This window comes from Pseudomonas sp. 58(2021) (genome assembly GCF_017491585.1).
Classification (GTDB): Bacteria; Pseudomonadota; Gammaproteobacteria; order Pseudomonadales; family Pseudomonadaceae; genus Aquipseudomonas; species Aquipseudomonas fluorescens_BT.
Window position 1 is genome coordinate 221,183 of sequence record NZ_JAFGYZ010000004.1, and the last position, 15,904, is coordinate 237,086.

11 protein-coding genes are annotated in these 15,904 nt (G+C 61.1%); 5 read left to right on the plus strand and 6 right to left on the minus strand.

Going from position 1 to position 15,904, the window contains the following annotated elements:
- The first annotated feature begins 22 nt into the window (after positions 1-22).
- Complete coding sequence (gene radA / locus J5M72_RS06470) at positions 23-1,390, plus strand: DNA repair protein RadA (RefSeq protein WP_039771749.1); 1,368 nt, start codon at positions 23-25, stop codon at positions 1,388-1,390.
- Here the strand turns inward: radA and J5M72_RS06475 are convergent, their stop codons facing one another.
- Complete coding sequence (locus J5M72_RS06475) at positions 1,391-1,759, minus strand: PilZ domain-containing protein (protein WP_207864730.1); 369 nt, start codon at positions 1,757-1,759, stop codon at positions 1,391-1,393.
- Positions 1,760-1,918: 159 nt separating this feature from the next.
- On the opposite strand from J5M72_RS06475, the gene J5M72_RS06480 reads away from it, so the two are divergent.
- From J5M72_RS06480 to yjiA, 3 genes are all read left to right on the plus strand, one after another.
- Positions 1,919-3,985 carry a carbon starvation CstA family protein gene (locus J5M72_RS06480; protein WP_207864732.1) on the plus strand — a complete coding sequence of 689 codons (2,067 nt, stop codon included), beginning with the start codon at positions 1,919-1,921 and terminating at the stop codon, positions 3,983-3,985.
- 15 nt (positions 3,986-4,000) lie between these two features.
- A complete protein-coding gene (locus J5M72_RS06485; protein WP_003228401.1) occupies positions 4,001-4,198 on the plus strand; it encodes a YbdD/YjiX family protein in 198 nt (65 codons plus the stop codon).
- Between the two features lie 162 nt (positions 4,199-4,360).
- Complete coding sequence (gene yjiA / locus J5M72_RS06490; protein WP_207864734.1) at positions 4,361-5,341, plus strand: GTPase; 981 nt, start codon at positions 4,361-4,363, stop codon at positions 5,339-5,341.
- 113 nt (positions 5,342-5,454) lie between these two features.
- Here the strand turns inward: yjiA and J5M72_RS06495 are convergent, their stop codons facing one another.
- From J5M72_RS06495 to J5M72_RS06515, 5 genes are all read right to left on the minus strand, one after another.
- Entirely contained in the window at positions 5,455-6,165 is a 711-nt protein-coding gene (locus J5M72_RS06495; protein ID WP_207864736.1) for a GntR family transcriptional regulator, read from the minus strand.
- A gap of 24 nt (positions 6,166-6,189) precedes the next feature.
- On the minus strand, positions 6,190-6,894 hold the full coding sequence (locus tag J5M72_RS06500) for a FadR/GntR family transcriptional regulator (protein ID WP_207864738.1): 705 nt from the start codon (positions 6,892-6,894) through the stop codon (positions 6,190-6,192).
- 49 nt (positions 6,895-6,943) lie between these two features.
- Positions 6,944-8,257, minus strand: coding sequence for a C4-dicarboxylate transporter DctA (locus J5M72_RS06505; protein ID WP_207864740.1), 1,314 nt, complete (start codon positions 8,255-8,257; stop codon positions 6,944-6,946).
- A gap of 276 nt (positions 8,258-8,533) precedes the next feature.
- Complete coding sequence (glyA, locus tag J5M72_RS06510; RefSeq protein WP_007950978.1) at positions 8,534-9,787, minus strand: serine hydroxymethyltransferase; 1,254 nt, start codon at positions 9,785-9,787, stop codon at positions 8,534-8,536.
- Positions 9,788-10,027: 240 nt separating this feature from the next.
- Positions 10,028-13,876: an EAL domain-containing protein gene (locus tag J5M72_RS06515; protein ID WP_207864742.1), complete on the minus strand. Its 3,849-nt coding sequence runs from the start codon at positions 13,874-13,876 to the stop codon at positions 10,028-10,030.
- Between the two features lie 276 nt (positions 13,877-14,152).
- Between J5M72_RS06515 and ettA the strand changes: the two genes are divergently transcribed.
- Complete coding sequence (gene ettA, locus J5M72_RS06520) at positions 14,153-15,817, plus strand: energy-dependent translational throttle protein EttA (protein WP_102686326.1); 1,665 nt, start codon at positions 14,153-14,155, stop codon at positions 15,815-15,817.
- Positions 15,818-15,904 lie beyond the last annotated feature (87 nt).

Here is a 15,904-nt window from a genome sequence, read left to right on the forward strand (position 1 = left end):
GCGGTTTTTGTCGGGGGTTCAGATGGCCAAGGCCAAGCGCATGTACGGCTGCACCGAGTGCGGCGCAACCTTTCCCAAGTGGGCCGGGCAGTGCGGCGAATGCGGCGCCTGGAACACCCTGACCGAAACCATGGTCGAGAGCGGCGGTGCCGCCGCCCCGAGCGGGCGCACTGGCTGGGCGGGGCAACAGGCGCAAATCAAGACCCTGGCCGAAGTCAGCATCGAAGAGATCCCGCGTTTTTCCACAGCCTCCGGCGAGCTCGACCGGGTGCTCGGCGGTGGTCTGGTGGACGGTTCGGTGGTGTTGATCGGCGGTGATCCCGGTATCGGCAAGTCGACGATCCTTTTGCAGACCCTGTGCAACCTCGCCAAGACCATGCCGGCGCTGTACGTCACCGGTGAAGAGTCCCAGCAACAAGTCGCGATGCGCGCACGTCGCCTTGGCTTGCCGCAGGATCAACTGCGGGTCATGACCGAAACCTGTATCGAAACCATCATCGCCACTGCCCGCCAGGAAAAACCCAAGGTGATGGTGATCGACTCGATCCAGACAATCTTCACCGAACAACTGCAATCGGCACCGGGCGGTGTGTCCCAGGTGCGTGAAAGTGCGGCATTGCTGGTGCGTTACGCCAAGCAAAGCGGCACGGCGATTTTCCTGGTCGGCCACGTGACCAAGGAGGGCGCACTGGCCGGGCCACGTGTTCTGGAACATATGGTCGATACCGTGCTGTATTTCGAAGGCGAGTCCGATGGCCGGTTGCGCCTGCTGCGGGCGGTAAAAAACCGTTTCGGCGCGGTCAACGAACTCGGCGTGTTCGGTATGACCGACAAGGGTCTGAAAGAAGTCTCCAACCCTTCGGCGATTTTTCTCACACGCGCTCAGGAAGAAGTCCCGGGCAGTGTGGTGATGGCAACGTGGGAGGGCACCCGGCCGATGCTGGTGGAAGTCCAGGCGCTGGTGGATGACAGCCACCTTGCCAACCCGCGCCGGGTGACCCTGGGGCTGGATCAGAATCGTCTGGCGATGTTGCTGGCGGTGCTGCACCGTCATGGCGGCATTCCGACCCACGATCAGGACGTGTTCCTCAACGTGGTCGGCGGGGTGAAGGTGCTGGAAACCGCGTCTGACCTGGCGTTGATGGCCGCCGTCATGTCGAGCCTGCGCAACCGTCCGCTGCCTCATGATTTGTTGGTATTTGGTGAGGTCGGCCTGTCCGGCGAGGTGCGCCCGGTGCCGAGCGGTCAGGAGCGATTGAAGGAAGCCGCCAAGCACGGCTTCAAGCGCGCGATCGTGCCCAAGGGCAATGCGCCGAAGGAAGCGCCTCCGGGTTTGCAGATCATTGCGGTGACGCGTCTGGAGCAGGCGCTGGACTCGTTGTTCGAGTGATCAGACGTCAATCAGCGCCGCGAGCTCGCGTTCCAGTTCGGTTTCGTCGGCCAGATTGAGTTCGATGAGGCGACGCAGGCGCTGAATCGACTCCAGGCTGATATGCCGACACACGAAACCGAGTTGGCCGTGATCTTCATGAGCCAGTTGCACATCCATCTCGATGTGCACATCCTCGCTCAGATGAATGTCGACGAAAAAATCCTTCTCGGGATTGCCCAGCCAGGGCTCGGGTCGCTCGATCAACAGCCCCTTGAGCGACAGGTCGATCAGCTTCACCGGCCAGATGTACTCGCCCTGGCTCAATTCGGTTCTGGCATGGAACGCGATACGTTTGAAGCGGCGGCGCTCGGACGGGTGCTCGCTCATGGCGCAATCCTCTGGACGGTTCGCTGACTATAGACCCGCCACGTCGAGTGTTGCCAGTCAGGCAGGGCGTCCGACCAATGTCGGGGTATGGCCTTTGGCGCCAACAGCGCTAAACTCGGGGTGGCTGTCTTTCTTGTCCACCCTGGCTGGAATAATAAAATGAAAAATAATAATAGCCTGCTACGCCACTTACCCTGGCTGCTGCTGGCAATCGTAGGAGCGTGCGCCCTGGGCGTAGTGGCATTGCGCCGAGGCGAGGCGATCAACGCCTTGTGGATCGTGGTCGCCGCCGTGGCCATTTATCTGGTTGCGTACCGTTACTACAGTCTGTTCATCGCTAATAATGTGATGCAACTCGATCCGCGTCGGGCCACCCCCGCCGTGCTCAACAACGACGGTCTGGACTACGTTCCAACCAACAAACACATTCTCTTCGGTCACCACTTCGCGGCCATCGCCGGCGCGGGGCCTCTGGTCGGCCCGGTACTGGCGGCGCAGATGGGCTACCTGCCCGGTACGCTGTGGCTGATCGCCGGCGTGGTGCTGGCGGGCGCGGTGCAGGACTTCATGGTCCTGTTCATGTCGACCCGTCGCAACGGCCGTTCCCTGGGTGACATGGTGCGTGAAGAAATGGGCCGTATCCCCGGCACCATCGCGCTGTTCGGCTGCTTCCTGATCATGATCATCATCCTCGCGGTGCTGGCGCTGATCGTCGTCAAAGCTCTGGCCGAGAGCCCGTGGGGCATCTTCACCGTGATGGCGACCATCCCGATCGCGATGTTCATGGGCATCTACATGCGCTACATCCGTCCGGGCCGCATCGGCGAGATCTCGGTGATCGGCGTTGTTTTGCTGCTCGGTTCGATCTGGCTGGGCGGGCAGATTGCCGCTGACCCTGTATGGGCCAAGGCCTTCAGCTTTACCGGTGTGCAAATCACCTGGATGCTGATCGGTTACGGTTTTGTCGCGGCGGTACTGCCGGTCTGGCTGATCCTCGCCCCGCGTGACTATCTGTCCACGTTTCTCAAGATCGGCACCATCATCGCCCTGGCGGTCGGCATCCTGGTCACCATGCCCGAGCTGAAAATGCCGGCGCTGACCCAGTTCGTCGACGGCACCGGCCCGGTGTGGAAGGGCGGCCTGTTCCCGTTCCTGTTCATCACCATCGCGTGCGGTGCGGTATCGGGTTTCCACGCGCTGATCTCGTCCGGCACCACGCCGAAGCTGCTGGATAACGAAACCAACGCCCGCTACATCGGTTACGGCGGCATGCTGATGGAATCGTTCGTGGCCATCATGGCCATGGTTGCGGCCTCGGTGATCGAGCCAGGCGTGTACTTCGCCATGAACAGCCCGGCCGCCGTGGTGGGCGGCGATGTGGTGGCGGTGGCGACCGCTGTCAGCAACTGGGGCTTTGCAATTACCCCGGAAGCCCTGCAAGCCGTGGCACATGACATCGGTGAAACCACCATTCTGGCCCGTGCCGGTGGTGCGCCGACCCTGGCGGTCGGTATCGCGCAGATCCTGCACAGTGTCCTGCCGGGTGAAAACACCATGGCGTTCTGGTACCACTTCGCGATCCTGTTCGAAGCGCTGTTCATCCTGACTGCGGTCGATGCCGGTACCCGTGCCGGTCGCTTCATGCTGCAGGACCTGCTCGGCTCCTTCGTACCGGCGCTGAAGCGTACCGAGTCCTGGACCGCCAACCTGATCGCCACCGCCGGTTGTGTGGCCATGTGGGGCTGGTTGCTGTATCAGGGCGTGATCGATCCGCTGGGTGGCATCAACACCTTGTGGCCGCTGTTCGGTATCTCCAACCAGATGCTGGCGGGTATCGCACTGATGCTCGGCACCGTGGTCCTGATCAAAATGAAGCGCCAGCGCTACATCTGGGTCACCCTGCTGCCGGCCGCCTGGCTGCTGATCTGCACCACGACCGCAGGCTTCATCAAGCTGTTCGACGCGAACCCGGCGATCGGCTTCCTGTCGCTGGCCAAGAAGTACAGCGATGCGCTGGCCGCAGGCCAGGTGCTCGCACCGGCCAAGAGCGTCGAGCAGATGCAGCACGTGATCTTCAACGCCTACACCAACGCTACATTGACCGCGCTGTTCCTGTTCGTGGTATTCAGCATCCTGTTCTATGCGCTCAAGGTCGGCATCGCCGCCTGGGGCAAAAAAGAGCGTACGGACAAAGAATCGCCATTCCAGGCCCTGCCGGACGCGTAACCAGAGGATTGCACCATGTTCAATGACCTGAGTCGCCTCGGTAAATACCTCGGTCAGGCCGCGCGCCTGATGGTCGGCATGCCCGACTACGACACGTACGTCGAGCATATGCAGACCAAACACCCGGACAAACCGGTGATGAGCTACGAGATGTTCTTTCGCGAACGTCAGGAAGCCCGTTACGGTGGCAAGGGTGGGCCGAAGTGCTGTTGATCTGACAGCCTTCGGTTGATGCAGTCCCCAACTGTGGGAGCGGGCTTGCTCGCGAAAGCGGTGTGTCATTGAGCAATGATGTCGACTGACACGACCCCCTTCGCGAGCAAGCCCGCTCCCACATTTGTTTTGTGTTGTTCATCAATTTTGTGAAGGGGATCGATGTTGTCTTCTCCAATACCCGTAACGGTGCTCAGCGGTTTCCTCGGCGCCGGCAAGACCACCTTGCTGCGCCATCTGTTGAAAGCCGAGCACGGCCTGAAAATCGCCGTGATCGAAAACGAATTCAGCGACGCCGGCATCGATACCCAACTGCTGGGCGACGAGCCGGTGCAAGTCATGACCCTGGCCAACGGCTGCGTCTGCTGCACCATCCATACCGACCTGACCAAAGCCCTGTACCTGCTGCTCGAACGGCTGGACAGCGGTGAAATCGCCTTCGATCGACTGGTCATCGAGTGCACCGGTCTGGCCGACCCGGCGCCAGTGGCACAGACGTTTTTCATCGACGAAGAACTGCGCGAGCGTTATCTGCTCGACGGCATCATCACCCTTGTCGACGCGGCTCACGCCGAGCTGCACCTGACCCAGACCATCGCCCAGGCGCAGATCGGTTTTGCCGACCGCTTGCTGGTGAGCAAGACCGATCTGGTGGACGAAGCCGCGTTCACCGCGCTTAGCGAACGCCTGACGCGCATCAATCGACGTGCGCCGATCCGTGTGGTCGAACACGGCAATATCGATCTGGCGGAATTGCTCGATGTACGCGGTTTCAACCTCAACGCTGATCTCGGTGGCGGCGTGAGTTTGCGCCCGGTGAGCAAGGCGCCGTCCATCGACCGGATTTCCAGCCTGGTGCTGCGCACCGATCAACCGCTGGATATCGATCAACTCAGCGAGTTCATGAATGAATTGCTGGAAGAGCACGGCAAGCAATTGCTGCGCTACAAAGGCGTGCTGAACATTGCGGGCGAAGATCGGCGGCTGGTGTTCCAGGGCGTGCTGAAACTCTACGGCTTCGACTGGGACACCGAATGGGCCGAGGGCGAGGCGCGGGAAAGCGTGATTGTGTTTATCGCTGACGATTTGCCGGAAGAGAAAATCCGGGAGGGGTTTGCCAGGGTGGCTGCACAGCAAAACTGAATTTGTGAAGGCTCGAAAGGCCTCTTCGCGAGCAAGCCCGCTCCCACAGTAGATCGCATTCTGTCAGGAGGAATGCAGTTCATTGTGGGAGCGGGCTTGCTCGCGAAGGCGTTCTAACCAGCAACACAATATCCAGATTCTGAACCCAGCAACGTCTGCTCAAGGTGATCCAGATGCCGATTCATCAGCATGCCGGCTTTTGAAATATCTCCGCGCTCCACCGCCTCGACAATTTCAAGGTGCTCCTCCCATGCGCAACATCTGTGCGTCTGCTTACCGCATCGCGCAATTGCCAGTGAGGTCAACGGCACCAGCGTGCCGAGAAAATGCGCCAACGGTGCATTCCGCGCCATCTTCGCCAACTGCAAATGAAACTCTCCAGACAGGCGAATTGCCGCCCCCCGTCGATCTTTATCCACGGCCTGACGCTCTCGTTCGATCAAGGCGCGCAGACGTTTCAGATCATCAGCGTGCGCATGCTGACAAGCCAGTCGCACCAGCGTGGTCTCGGCCAGGCGTCGGGCGTGAAGGGCCTGGCGCGTCTGTTCGGCGTCCGGCGCAGCAACCCGTGGCCGATGGTTGGCCCGTAGCACGATGATCTGCTCGTGGGACAGTTGGGTCAGCACCCGACGCACATCGGCGCGGCTGACACCGAACATCTGCTTGAGACTTTCTTCGGTAAAACGGCTGGCGGCATCGAGGCGTTGTTCGAGGATCGCGTCGAACAGTCGCGGATAGAGGTCGTCCACCGGCGTTTGCAGGCGGGAGAAGGGCAGGGCCGCCGAGGTCGGGCGAGGGTGCGACGGCGTGGCAAGACTGTTCATGGCCGGTCTCCAGTGTGAGGCGCTTCAGTGGCTCAGGTTGTCATCCGGAATATTCAGCTCGATGCCCATGCGCTGGCCTTCGCGCAGGATATGCCGGCGCATCTCGGCGCTGGCCTGGGCGCTGTTCTTGCTGCGGATCGCGCGTACCACGGCTTCGTTTTCCTCAAGGCGTTCGGCCAGGTGCTCCGGCGAATTGCGCAGCACTTCGGCGCTTTGCTTGAGGGCATTGCTGGTCTGTTGCACCACGCTCTGGAAAATCGGGTTCGAGGTCAGGGTGAACAGTTCTTCGTGGAACGCGATGTAAGCGCTGACGCCGGTCTCGCTGTCACCGGCTTCGAGGGCTTCGCGCATGTCCATCAAGGTCAGGCGCAGTTGCCCGACTTCCTTGCTGCTGATCGACTGCGCCACCAGACCGACTATGAATGGCTCGAGGGTGTAGCGCAGTTGCAGCACGTCTTCGAGGCTGGCGCCGGCCACTGCGCTGTCGTGGCTTTGGCTGTCACTGGCCTGGGTGTCGAGGACTACCACGCCTTTGCCCGGCATCGAGCGCACCAGGCCGAGGGTTTCCAGCACGATCACCGCTTCGCGCAGGCTCGGGCGGCTGATGCCCAGTTGTTCGGCCAGTTCGCGCTGACCCGGCAGCATCTCGCCGCAGCGCCACTGACCACGGGCCAGTGCGGCCCTGAGTTTTTCGACCACTGAGTTGACGACGGTTGATGTAGTAATCACGTGTTCGCTCCATGAGCCGTGCCTGCATTGGCGCAGGCACGGCGCTCATTCAGAATTCTTTGGCCGCCGCTTGAGCGACGGTTTTTCTCGGCTGAAAGTTATAGCCCTGCTCGCCGTTGAGCACCTTGTTCGCCCGCTGCACGTCGATGTCCTTTTCCCAGCGGGCGATGGCCACGGTGGCGACGCAGTTGCCGATCAGGTTGGTCAGCGCCCGGCCGATGCCCATGAACCAGTCCACCGCCAGCACCAGCACCAGACCGACCACCGGGATCGCCGGGATGGCCGTCAGCGTGGCCGCCAGAATCACCAGTGCCGACCCCGGAATGCCGTGGGCGCCTTTGGAGGTGATCAGCGATACCAGCAAAATCGTCAGCAGATCGGTCATGGCCAGCGGCGTACCGGTGGCGTTGGCGATGAACACGATGGCCAGGGTCAGGTAGATCGAAAAACCGTCGAGGTTGAACGAATAACCGGTGGGAATCACCAGCCCGACAGTCGAGCTGCCGATGCCCAAGTGTTCGAGTTTGCGCATGATCTGCGGCAGCACGGCATCGGAGGAGGCGGTGCCCATGACGATCAGCAGTTCTTCGCGCAGGTACTTGAGCAGCGGCCACATGCGCAGGCCGGAGGCACGCATTACCAGACCGAGAATCACGCTGACGAACGCGATGCACGTCAGATAAAACAGGCCGACCAGACTGCCCAGGTGTTGCAGCGAATCGAGGCCATATTTGCTGGTGGTGAAGGCGATGGCGCCGAACACGCCGATCGGCGCCAGACGCACGATCATGCCCATGATCCGGAAGATCACATGGCTCAGCTCGTTGATCAGCCGCGAGATCCCGGAAGCCGCTTCACCCACCAGATTCAACGCGCTGCCGAACAGCACCGAGAACAGCAGCACTTGCAGGATGTTGTTGTCGGCAAAGGCGCCGAGCACCGACGTCGGGATCAGGTCCATCAGGAACTGGGTCGTGGTGTGCAGGTGCTGGCCGCGTTCGGCGATGTCGCCCATGTCGGCGGCGGACAGTTGCTCCAGATGGATATTGGCGCCGCTGCCGATCCCGGTGGTGAAGGCGAACACCAGACCGATCACCAGGGCGATGGTGGTCAGTACTTCGAAGTAGATCACCGACTTGAGACCGATGCGCCCGACCTTTTTCAGGTCGCCGGCGCCGCTGATACCGCTGACCACCACGCAGAACACGATCAGACCGATGAGCATCTTGATCAGTTTGATGAAACCGTCGCCGAGCGGTTTGAGCTGGGCCGAGTATTCAGGAAGGGTCAGCCCGCAGACGATGCCGAGCATCAGTCCGAGAACCACTTGGAGGAAGATTGAACGCGAGCACCATCTGAGCATGGGAGGAATCCTGGTCGGTGTCCTGGCTGCCGTGCGCGGGGCGCATCAGATTCAGGACTTAATTATTGTGGTCTTACCGGTATGTCCAGTGCGGGTGCAGTCTAGGCGCTGTTTTTTACGGATCGCAAGTGAAAAATGACGAATTGGCATGACCGGTCTGACCAGTTGGGCGCAATGCCCCGACCTTGAGCTATTTCCAGTTGGAAACTTTTTTGCGGACGAAAAAAAACCGGCCATCACTGGCCGGTTTTTCATGCTGCGTTTTTAACGTCGCAATTAAGCGCCGTATACCGGAAGTTTCTTGCAGATGGCTTTGACTTTCTCACGAACGGCGTCGATTACCGCTTCGTTGTTCAGGTCAGCCAGGATGTCGCAGATCCAGCCGGCCAGTTCCTTGCACTCAGCCTCTTTGAAGCCGCGAGTGGTCACAGCCGGAGTACCGAAGCGCAGGCCGGAGGTGACGAACGGGGAACGTGGATCGTTTGGCACGGAGTTCTTGTTCACGGTGATGAACGCTTTGCCCAGAGCGGCGTCGGCGTCTTTACCGGAGATTTCCTGCTTGATCAGCGACAGCAGGAACAGGTGGTTTTCAGTACCGCCGGAAACCACGTCGAAACCGCGCTCGATGAACACGCCGGCCATGGCCTGGGCGTTTTTCACCACTTGTTGCTGGTAAGCCTTGAACTCAGGTTGCAATGCTTCCTTGAAGCAGATCGCTTTGGCGGCGATCACGTGCTCCAGCGGGCCACCCTGGGCGCCCGGGAATACGGCGGAGTTCAGCTTCTTCTCGATGTCGGCGTTGGCCTTGGCCAGGATCAGGCCGCCACGTGGACCGCGCAGGGTCTTGTGGGTGGTGGTGGTCACGACGTCAGCGAACGGAACCGGGTTCGGGTAGACGCCAGCGGCGACCAGACCGGCCACGTGAGCCATGTCGACGAACAGGTAGGCGCCCACCTTGTCGGCGATGGCGCGGAAGCGCGGGAAGTCGAGGATCTGCGAGTAGGCAGAGAAACCGGCCACGATCATTTTCGGCTTGTGTTCAACAGCCAGACGCTCGACTTCGTCGTAGTCGATCAGGCCGTTGGCGTCGATGCCGTACTGGATGGCGTTGTACAGCTTGCCGGAGGAGGAAACGCTGGCGCCGTGGGTCAGGTGACCACCGTGGGCCAGGCTCATGCCCAGGATGGTGTCACCGGCCGACAGCAGGGCCAGGTAAACAGCGGCGTTGGCTTGGGAGCCGGCGTGCGGTTGAACGTTGGCGTAGTCGGCGCCGAACAGCTCCTTGGCGCGGTCGATGGCCAGTTGCTCGACAACGTCGACGTACTCGCAACCACCGTAGTAGCGCTTGCCCGGGTAGCCTTCGGCGTACTTGTTGGTCAGTACCGAGCCTTGAGCTTCCATCACCGCTGGGCTGGTGTAGTTCTCCGAAGCGATCAGCTCGATGTGTTCTTCCTGGCGCTGGGCTTCTTGCTCCATGGCGGCAAAAAGATCGGCGTCGTACTTGGCAATAGTCAAATCACGGCTGAACATGGCGGTCCTCAAGGATCGGGGGCAGAAAAGGGGGGCATTCTAACCCATCGGGTTTTGGATGGCATATGAAACGACATCATGTCGCAGACAAGTGGCGTTCATGACCAGATATGTGGCGTCCGTGCCGGCCTTTTCGTTGACCAGCCGGTTCGCACAATAACCGAGGCCAGCCTGCGATTACGTGATCGACATCAATCCCTGTGGAAGCGAGCTCGCTCGCGAAGGCCGCGCCGCAGATCTTCAGTCGAACATGAACAGCGCATCATTGCTGAATTGCGCCTCGAAGCGAGTGGCCGGCATCGGCCGCCCGAACAGATAACCCTGAACTTCGTCGCAACCGTGCTCGCGCAGGAAGTCCAGCTGTTCATGGGTTTCCACACCCTCGGCGATTACCGCCAGATTCAGGCTGTGGGCCATGGCGATGATCGCCCGGGCGATCTGCGCGTCCTGCTCGCCGGACGGCAGGCCGTCGACGAAGGTGCGGTCGATCTTCAGCACATCGATCGGGAATTGCTTGAGGTAGTTCAGCGATGAGTAACCGGTGCCGAAGTCGTCGACCGCGATGCTCAGGCCCAGGTTCTTCAGGCCGGCAAGGATCTGCATCGCTTCGCTGACTTCGCGCATCAGGATACTTTCGGTCAGCTCCAGCTCCAGGCACGCCGGCGGCAGGCCGGTTTCCTTGAGGATGGTGGCGATCCGCGTGCCGAGCTGGCCGTCGGAGAACTGCCGGGCGGAAATGTTCACCGAGACCTTCGGCACGCGCACGCGGCTCTGGTGCCAGGTCTTGAGCTGACGGCAGGCCTCGCTGATGACCCAGTCGCCGACGTCCACCACCAGCCCGAGTTCTTCGAGCACCGGGATGAAATCCCCCGGCGGCACCAGCCCGCGACGCGGATGACGCCAGCGCAGCAGGGCTTCGGCACCGGTCAGGCGTTTGCCGTCGCCGCTGAACTGCGGTTGGTAATACAGCACGAATTCGTTCTGCTCCAGCGCGTGACGCAAGTCGCTTTCCAGTTCCAGACGCTCCAGCGCACTGGCGTTCATGTCGGCCTGATAGAACTGGAAGTTGTTCTTGCCGCGCTCCTTGGCGTGGTACATCGCGGTGTCGGCGTTCTTCATCAACTGGCTGAGTTCGTTGCCGTCCTGCGGGCTCAGGGCGATGCCGATACTGGCGGTGACGAAGAACTCGCGGCCCTCCAGCACGAACGGTCGCACCAGACTGCCAAGAATCTGCTCGGCGACATGTATCGCACGATTCAGTGCCATCTCACGACTGGAACGGTGTTGCAGCAGCAGGGTGAATTCGTCGCCGCCCATCCGCGCCACGGTGTCGTCATCGTCGACGCAGGCCAGCAACCGCGTGGCCATGTCCTTGAGCATGCGGTCGCCGGCGGCGTGACCGAGGGAGTCGTTGATCGGTTTGAAACGGTCGAGGTCGAGGAACATCAGCACCACCCACGACTTCTGCCGGTCGGCCGATTGCAGTGCGGTGTGCAGGCGATCCTGGAACAGCGTGCGGTTCGGCAAGTGGGTCAGGGCGTCGTAGTAGGCGAGGCGGTGAATCCGTTGCTCGCTGGCCTTGCGCTCGCTGATGTCGCTGAAGAAGCACACGTAACTGGCCAGATCGCCCTCGTCATCGAGCACCGCAGTGATGCCGACCCACGCCGGGTAGTGCTCGCCATTGCGGCGCTTGAGCCAGACTTCGCCTTCCCAGGTGCTGTGCTGATGCAACTGCTTGAGCACGTAGCGCAGGTGCGCGTCCTGCTGTTCGTCGACGGTCAGCATGTTCGGCAGCTGGTCGAGCACCTCGCTCACCGCGTAGCCACTGACCCGGCTGAACGCTTCGTTGGCCTGGACGATGTAACCGGCCGGGTCGGTGATCAGGATCGCCGAGGTCGAATGCTCGAATACCGTAGCCGCCATGCGCAGATCTTTTTCGGCACGGCGTTGCTGGCTGATGTCGCGACCGACCCCGAGCACGCCTTCGAAGGCGCCGTGTTCGTCCCACACCAGCACCAGACGCAGTTCGATCGGGATCTTGCGGCCGTCGGCGCGCAGGCAGTCGAACAGGAACATCTGGGTCTGCACCTGGCTGCGCAGGGTTGCCAGTTGCTCGGGCTTGTCCAGGGCTTTGCTGACCCGGTCCATCAGGTGGTAGATGCCGTTGAGCTGCTGCGGGTTGGCGATGGTCGACTGCCAGCCGTTCTGGAAAATCCATTCGGCGTCGTAGCCCAGCACCGCTTGCACCGACGGGCTGACGTAGTTGAGCGAGAGTTTGCTGTCGGTAGAGAAGATCACGTCACTGATGCTTTCGGCGAGCATCCGGTAGCGCTGTTCGCTGTCGCGCAACGATTCGCTGGCCTCGATCTGCTCGGTGATGTCCTTGGCCACGCCGATGATTCGCGTCACCTGATCGTGCTTGTCCCGGGCCAGCGCCTGTTCGCGGATATCGAAGCGCCGCCATTTGCCGTCGCGGTGGCGGAAACGCAACTGGCATTGCAGCAACTGGCTGTAGCCGGCGTGGCGCTGCATCTGCCGCGAGCGGTGATAGTAGTCGGCGTCTTCCGGGTGCAGGAGGATTTCCCAGAAGTATTCGCCCATCTGATGCAGTTCGGTGCGGTTGTAACCGAGGGTCTGGCCGAGGTGGTGGTTGCTGAAGATCATCCGCTGGCTGATCACATCCTGCACGTACAGGTGATCCGGCACGGTGCGCACCACGTCCGACCAGAAGCCTTCGCGTTCCAGCAGCGACAATTCGATCAGCTTGCGGCTGGTGATGTCGTTGATGCTCAGGATCACGGCCTGGTAATCGTGCTGTTCCTGAGGCAGGCGCAGCACCAGCCACAGATGCTGGTCGCGGCCATTGATGTCCGGCAGTTTGATTTCCAGTTCCAGCTGCTTTTGCTGCTGGAGCACGGCATCGAGTACCTGATTGCCGATGGCGCACTGACTGTGCGGCTGACCGTCGATCAACAGTTGCCAGGCGTGGTCACAGGAATTGACGTTGAGCAGTTGCAGCGCGACCTGGTTGACCTCGGTGATCCGCAGTTCGTGAAGCAATTGCTGGCGCCGCGCCGGCTGGTCGAGCCAGGCCTTGAGCTGGTCGCTGGTCTGGATCTGGGCTTTCTCGAAAACCTGCTTGAGCCCCGAAAGATCCAGCACGCACAACGCCACGCCGGTGCCTTCGAAAATATCCTGATAACGCCGACGCCCTTCATGCACCTGACGCTGACGACGGCGCATGTTGAGCAACGCGATGAACGGCAGCAGCGACAGCGCCAGACCCAACAGGCATTTGCCGATGAACGCCGGCAGCAGTTGTTCGAGCACATGCTGGCGGTCGAACAGGCCGCGCAGTTGCCAGTCGCTGCTGCTCAGCGGCACGGTCAGCACACTGTTGGCCAGATCGTCCGGGGTCAGGACGCTGGTGCTGCCGATGGGCATTGCTTCGTCGCGACTGATGATCTGATGGTTGATGCGATTTTCCACCAGCCAGAGAGGACGGATGCCGGTTTCGCCCTGTTTGGTCAGTGCGCTGAAAAAGGTGGGTGTCAGCCGCAGTGCCCAGTAACCGCGAGTGCTGCCGCTGGCCTGATGCAGCAACAGATGCACCACGGAACCGTCGTCGGCGTTGCTGAAGTAGTGCGCCTGGGCGTGACTGCGGCGGACCAGATCGCTGAGGTAGTCGGCGTCCTTGCTGTCTGTGGCGCTGTCGCTGAGGATTTTTCCCGACGGGCTGAGCAAGGCCATGCTCTGCAGGTCAGGCAGCGATTTCTGCAGCTTGCGCAGCAATGCCTGTTGTTCGTCGGCGGACTGCGGCTGTTCGACGATCGGTAGCAGATTGAGGGCGATCTGCGCATTCAGCGACATGTTCAGGCTGACTTGCGAAGCGAGATCGGCCGTGTAGTCGATGGTGTACTGGCGCTGGTTTTTCTGGGTTTCACCCAGTTGATCGAGCAGTTGCCAGAACAGCAGCGCCAGCAGCAACAGCACCAAAGTCGCCAGCGCGCCTTTCAATGTTCCGCGCAGGGACGAGCCGGGCGCCGGTTGGGTGCTGCTCACAGAGGCTGGCGGAGTGACGTTGGACAAGCTGTAATCCTGCGGTCTGGCTGGACTGGCGCGACGTGCACTATAAGCCGGACGCCCAAAGGGCGGCTAGCATGCCTTGAGTTGTGGCGAAGTGCCAGCCCCGCTCGGCTGGACTGCCTTCTGTCATTAAGGTAGCTTTGCCGGTTACGCGGGAGCGTTCCAGCTCCTAGACTTTCCGCGCGCACGCATTGATATCTTCCAGTGAACGACGCGCACGGTCTGGCCGGGCATTGCCTGTGTCCCAATCATTCATCAGTCACTGACCCAAGGTTCTCCATGGCTCAATACGTCTTCACCATGCATCGGCTGGGCAAAGTTGTTCCGCCGAAGCGGGAAATCCTGAAAAACATTTCGCTGTCCTTCTTCCCGGGCGCCAAGATCGGCGTCCTCGGCCTCAACGGTTCGGGTAAGTCCACGCTGCTGAAAATCATGGCCGGCGTCGACACCGAGTTCGAAGGCGAAGCACGCCCGATGCCGGAACTGAACATCGGTTACCTGCCGCAAGAGCCGCAACTGGATCCGACCAAGACCGTGCGTGAAGTGGTCGAGGAAGCGGTCAGCGTGATCAAGGATGCGCAAGCGCGTCTGGACGAGGTCTACGCCGCCTACGCCGACCCGGACGCCGACTTCGACAAACTGGCCGCCGAACAGGCCAAGCTCGAAGCGATCCTGCAGGCCAGCGACGGTCACAACCTGGAGCGCCAGCTGGAAGTCGCCGCCGATGCGCTGCGCCTGCCGGCCTGGGACGCCAGGGTCGAACACCTGTCCGGTGGTGAAAAACGTCGTGTGGCCCTGTGCCGTCTGCTGCTGTCCGCGCCGGACATGCTGCTGCTCGACGAACCGACCAACCACCTGGACGCCGACTCCGTTGCCTGGCTCGAACACTTCCTGCACGACTTCCCGGGCACTGTGGTCGCGATCACGCACGACCGTTACTTCCTGGACAACGTTGCCGGCTGGATTCTGGAACTCGACCGCGGCGCGGGCATTCCGTACGAAGGCAACTACTCGGGTTGGCTGGAAGCCAAGTCCGATCGTCTGGCCCAGGAATCCAAGCAGCAATCGGCCCACGAAAAAGCCATGAAGGAAGAACTGGAGTGGGTGCGCAAAGGCGCCAAGGCCCGCCAGTCGAAATCCAAGGCACGTCTGCAACGCTTTGAAGAAATGCAGTCGCAGGAATTCCAGAAGCGTTCGGAAACCAACGAGATCTACATCCCGGCCGGTCCGCGCCTGGGCGACAAGGTCATCGAATTCAAGAACGTCACCAAGGGCTACGGCGATCGCGTGCTGATCGACAACCTGTCGTTCTCCATGCCCAAAGGCGCCATCGTCGGCGTGATCGGCGGTAACGGTGCCGGTAAGTCGACCCTGTTCCGCATGCTGATGGGCAAGGAAACCCCGGACTCCGGCAGCATCGAGATCGGCGAAACCGTGCAACTGGCCTGCGTTGACCAGAGCCGCGAGGACCTGGACGGCAGCAAGACCGTGTTCCAGCAGATCTCCGACGGTTCCGACCAGATCCGCATCGGCAACTACGAGATCCCGTCGCGTACCTACGTCGGTCGCTTCAACTTCAAGGGCGGCGATCAGCAGAAGTTCGTCAAGGACCTGTCCGGTGGTGAGCGCGGTCGTCTGCACCTGGCGCTGACCCTGAAGGAGGGCGGCAACGTCCTGCTGCTCGACGAACCGTCCAACGACCTCGACGTTGAAACCCTGCGTTCCCTGGAAGAAGCCCTGCTGGACTTCCCGGGCGCCGCCATTGTGATCTCTCACGATCGGTGGTTCCTTGACCGCGTCGCGACCCACATCCTGGCGTACGAAGACGACTCGCAAGCGGTGTTCTTCGAAGGCAACTACACCGAGTACGAGGCCGATCGCAAAAAGCGTCTCGGCGAAGCGGCGGCCCAGCCACACCGGGTACGCCACAAGAAACTGGCCTGATTACAGGTTGGTTGCATGAAAGAGCGGAGCCTTCGGGCTCCGCTTTTTTTTGTCTGCAATCCACCGTGATTTATAGCGTGTGTACTA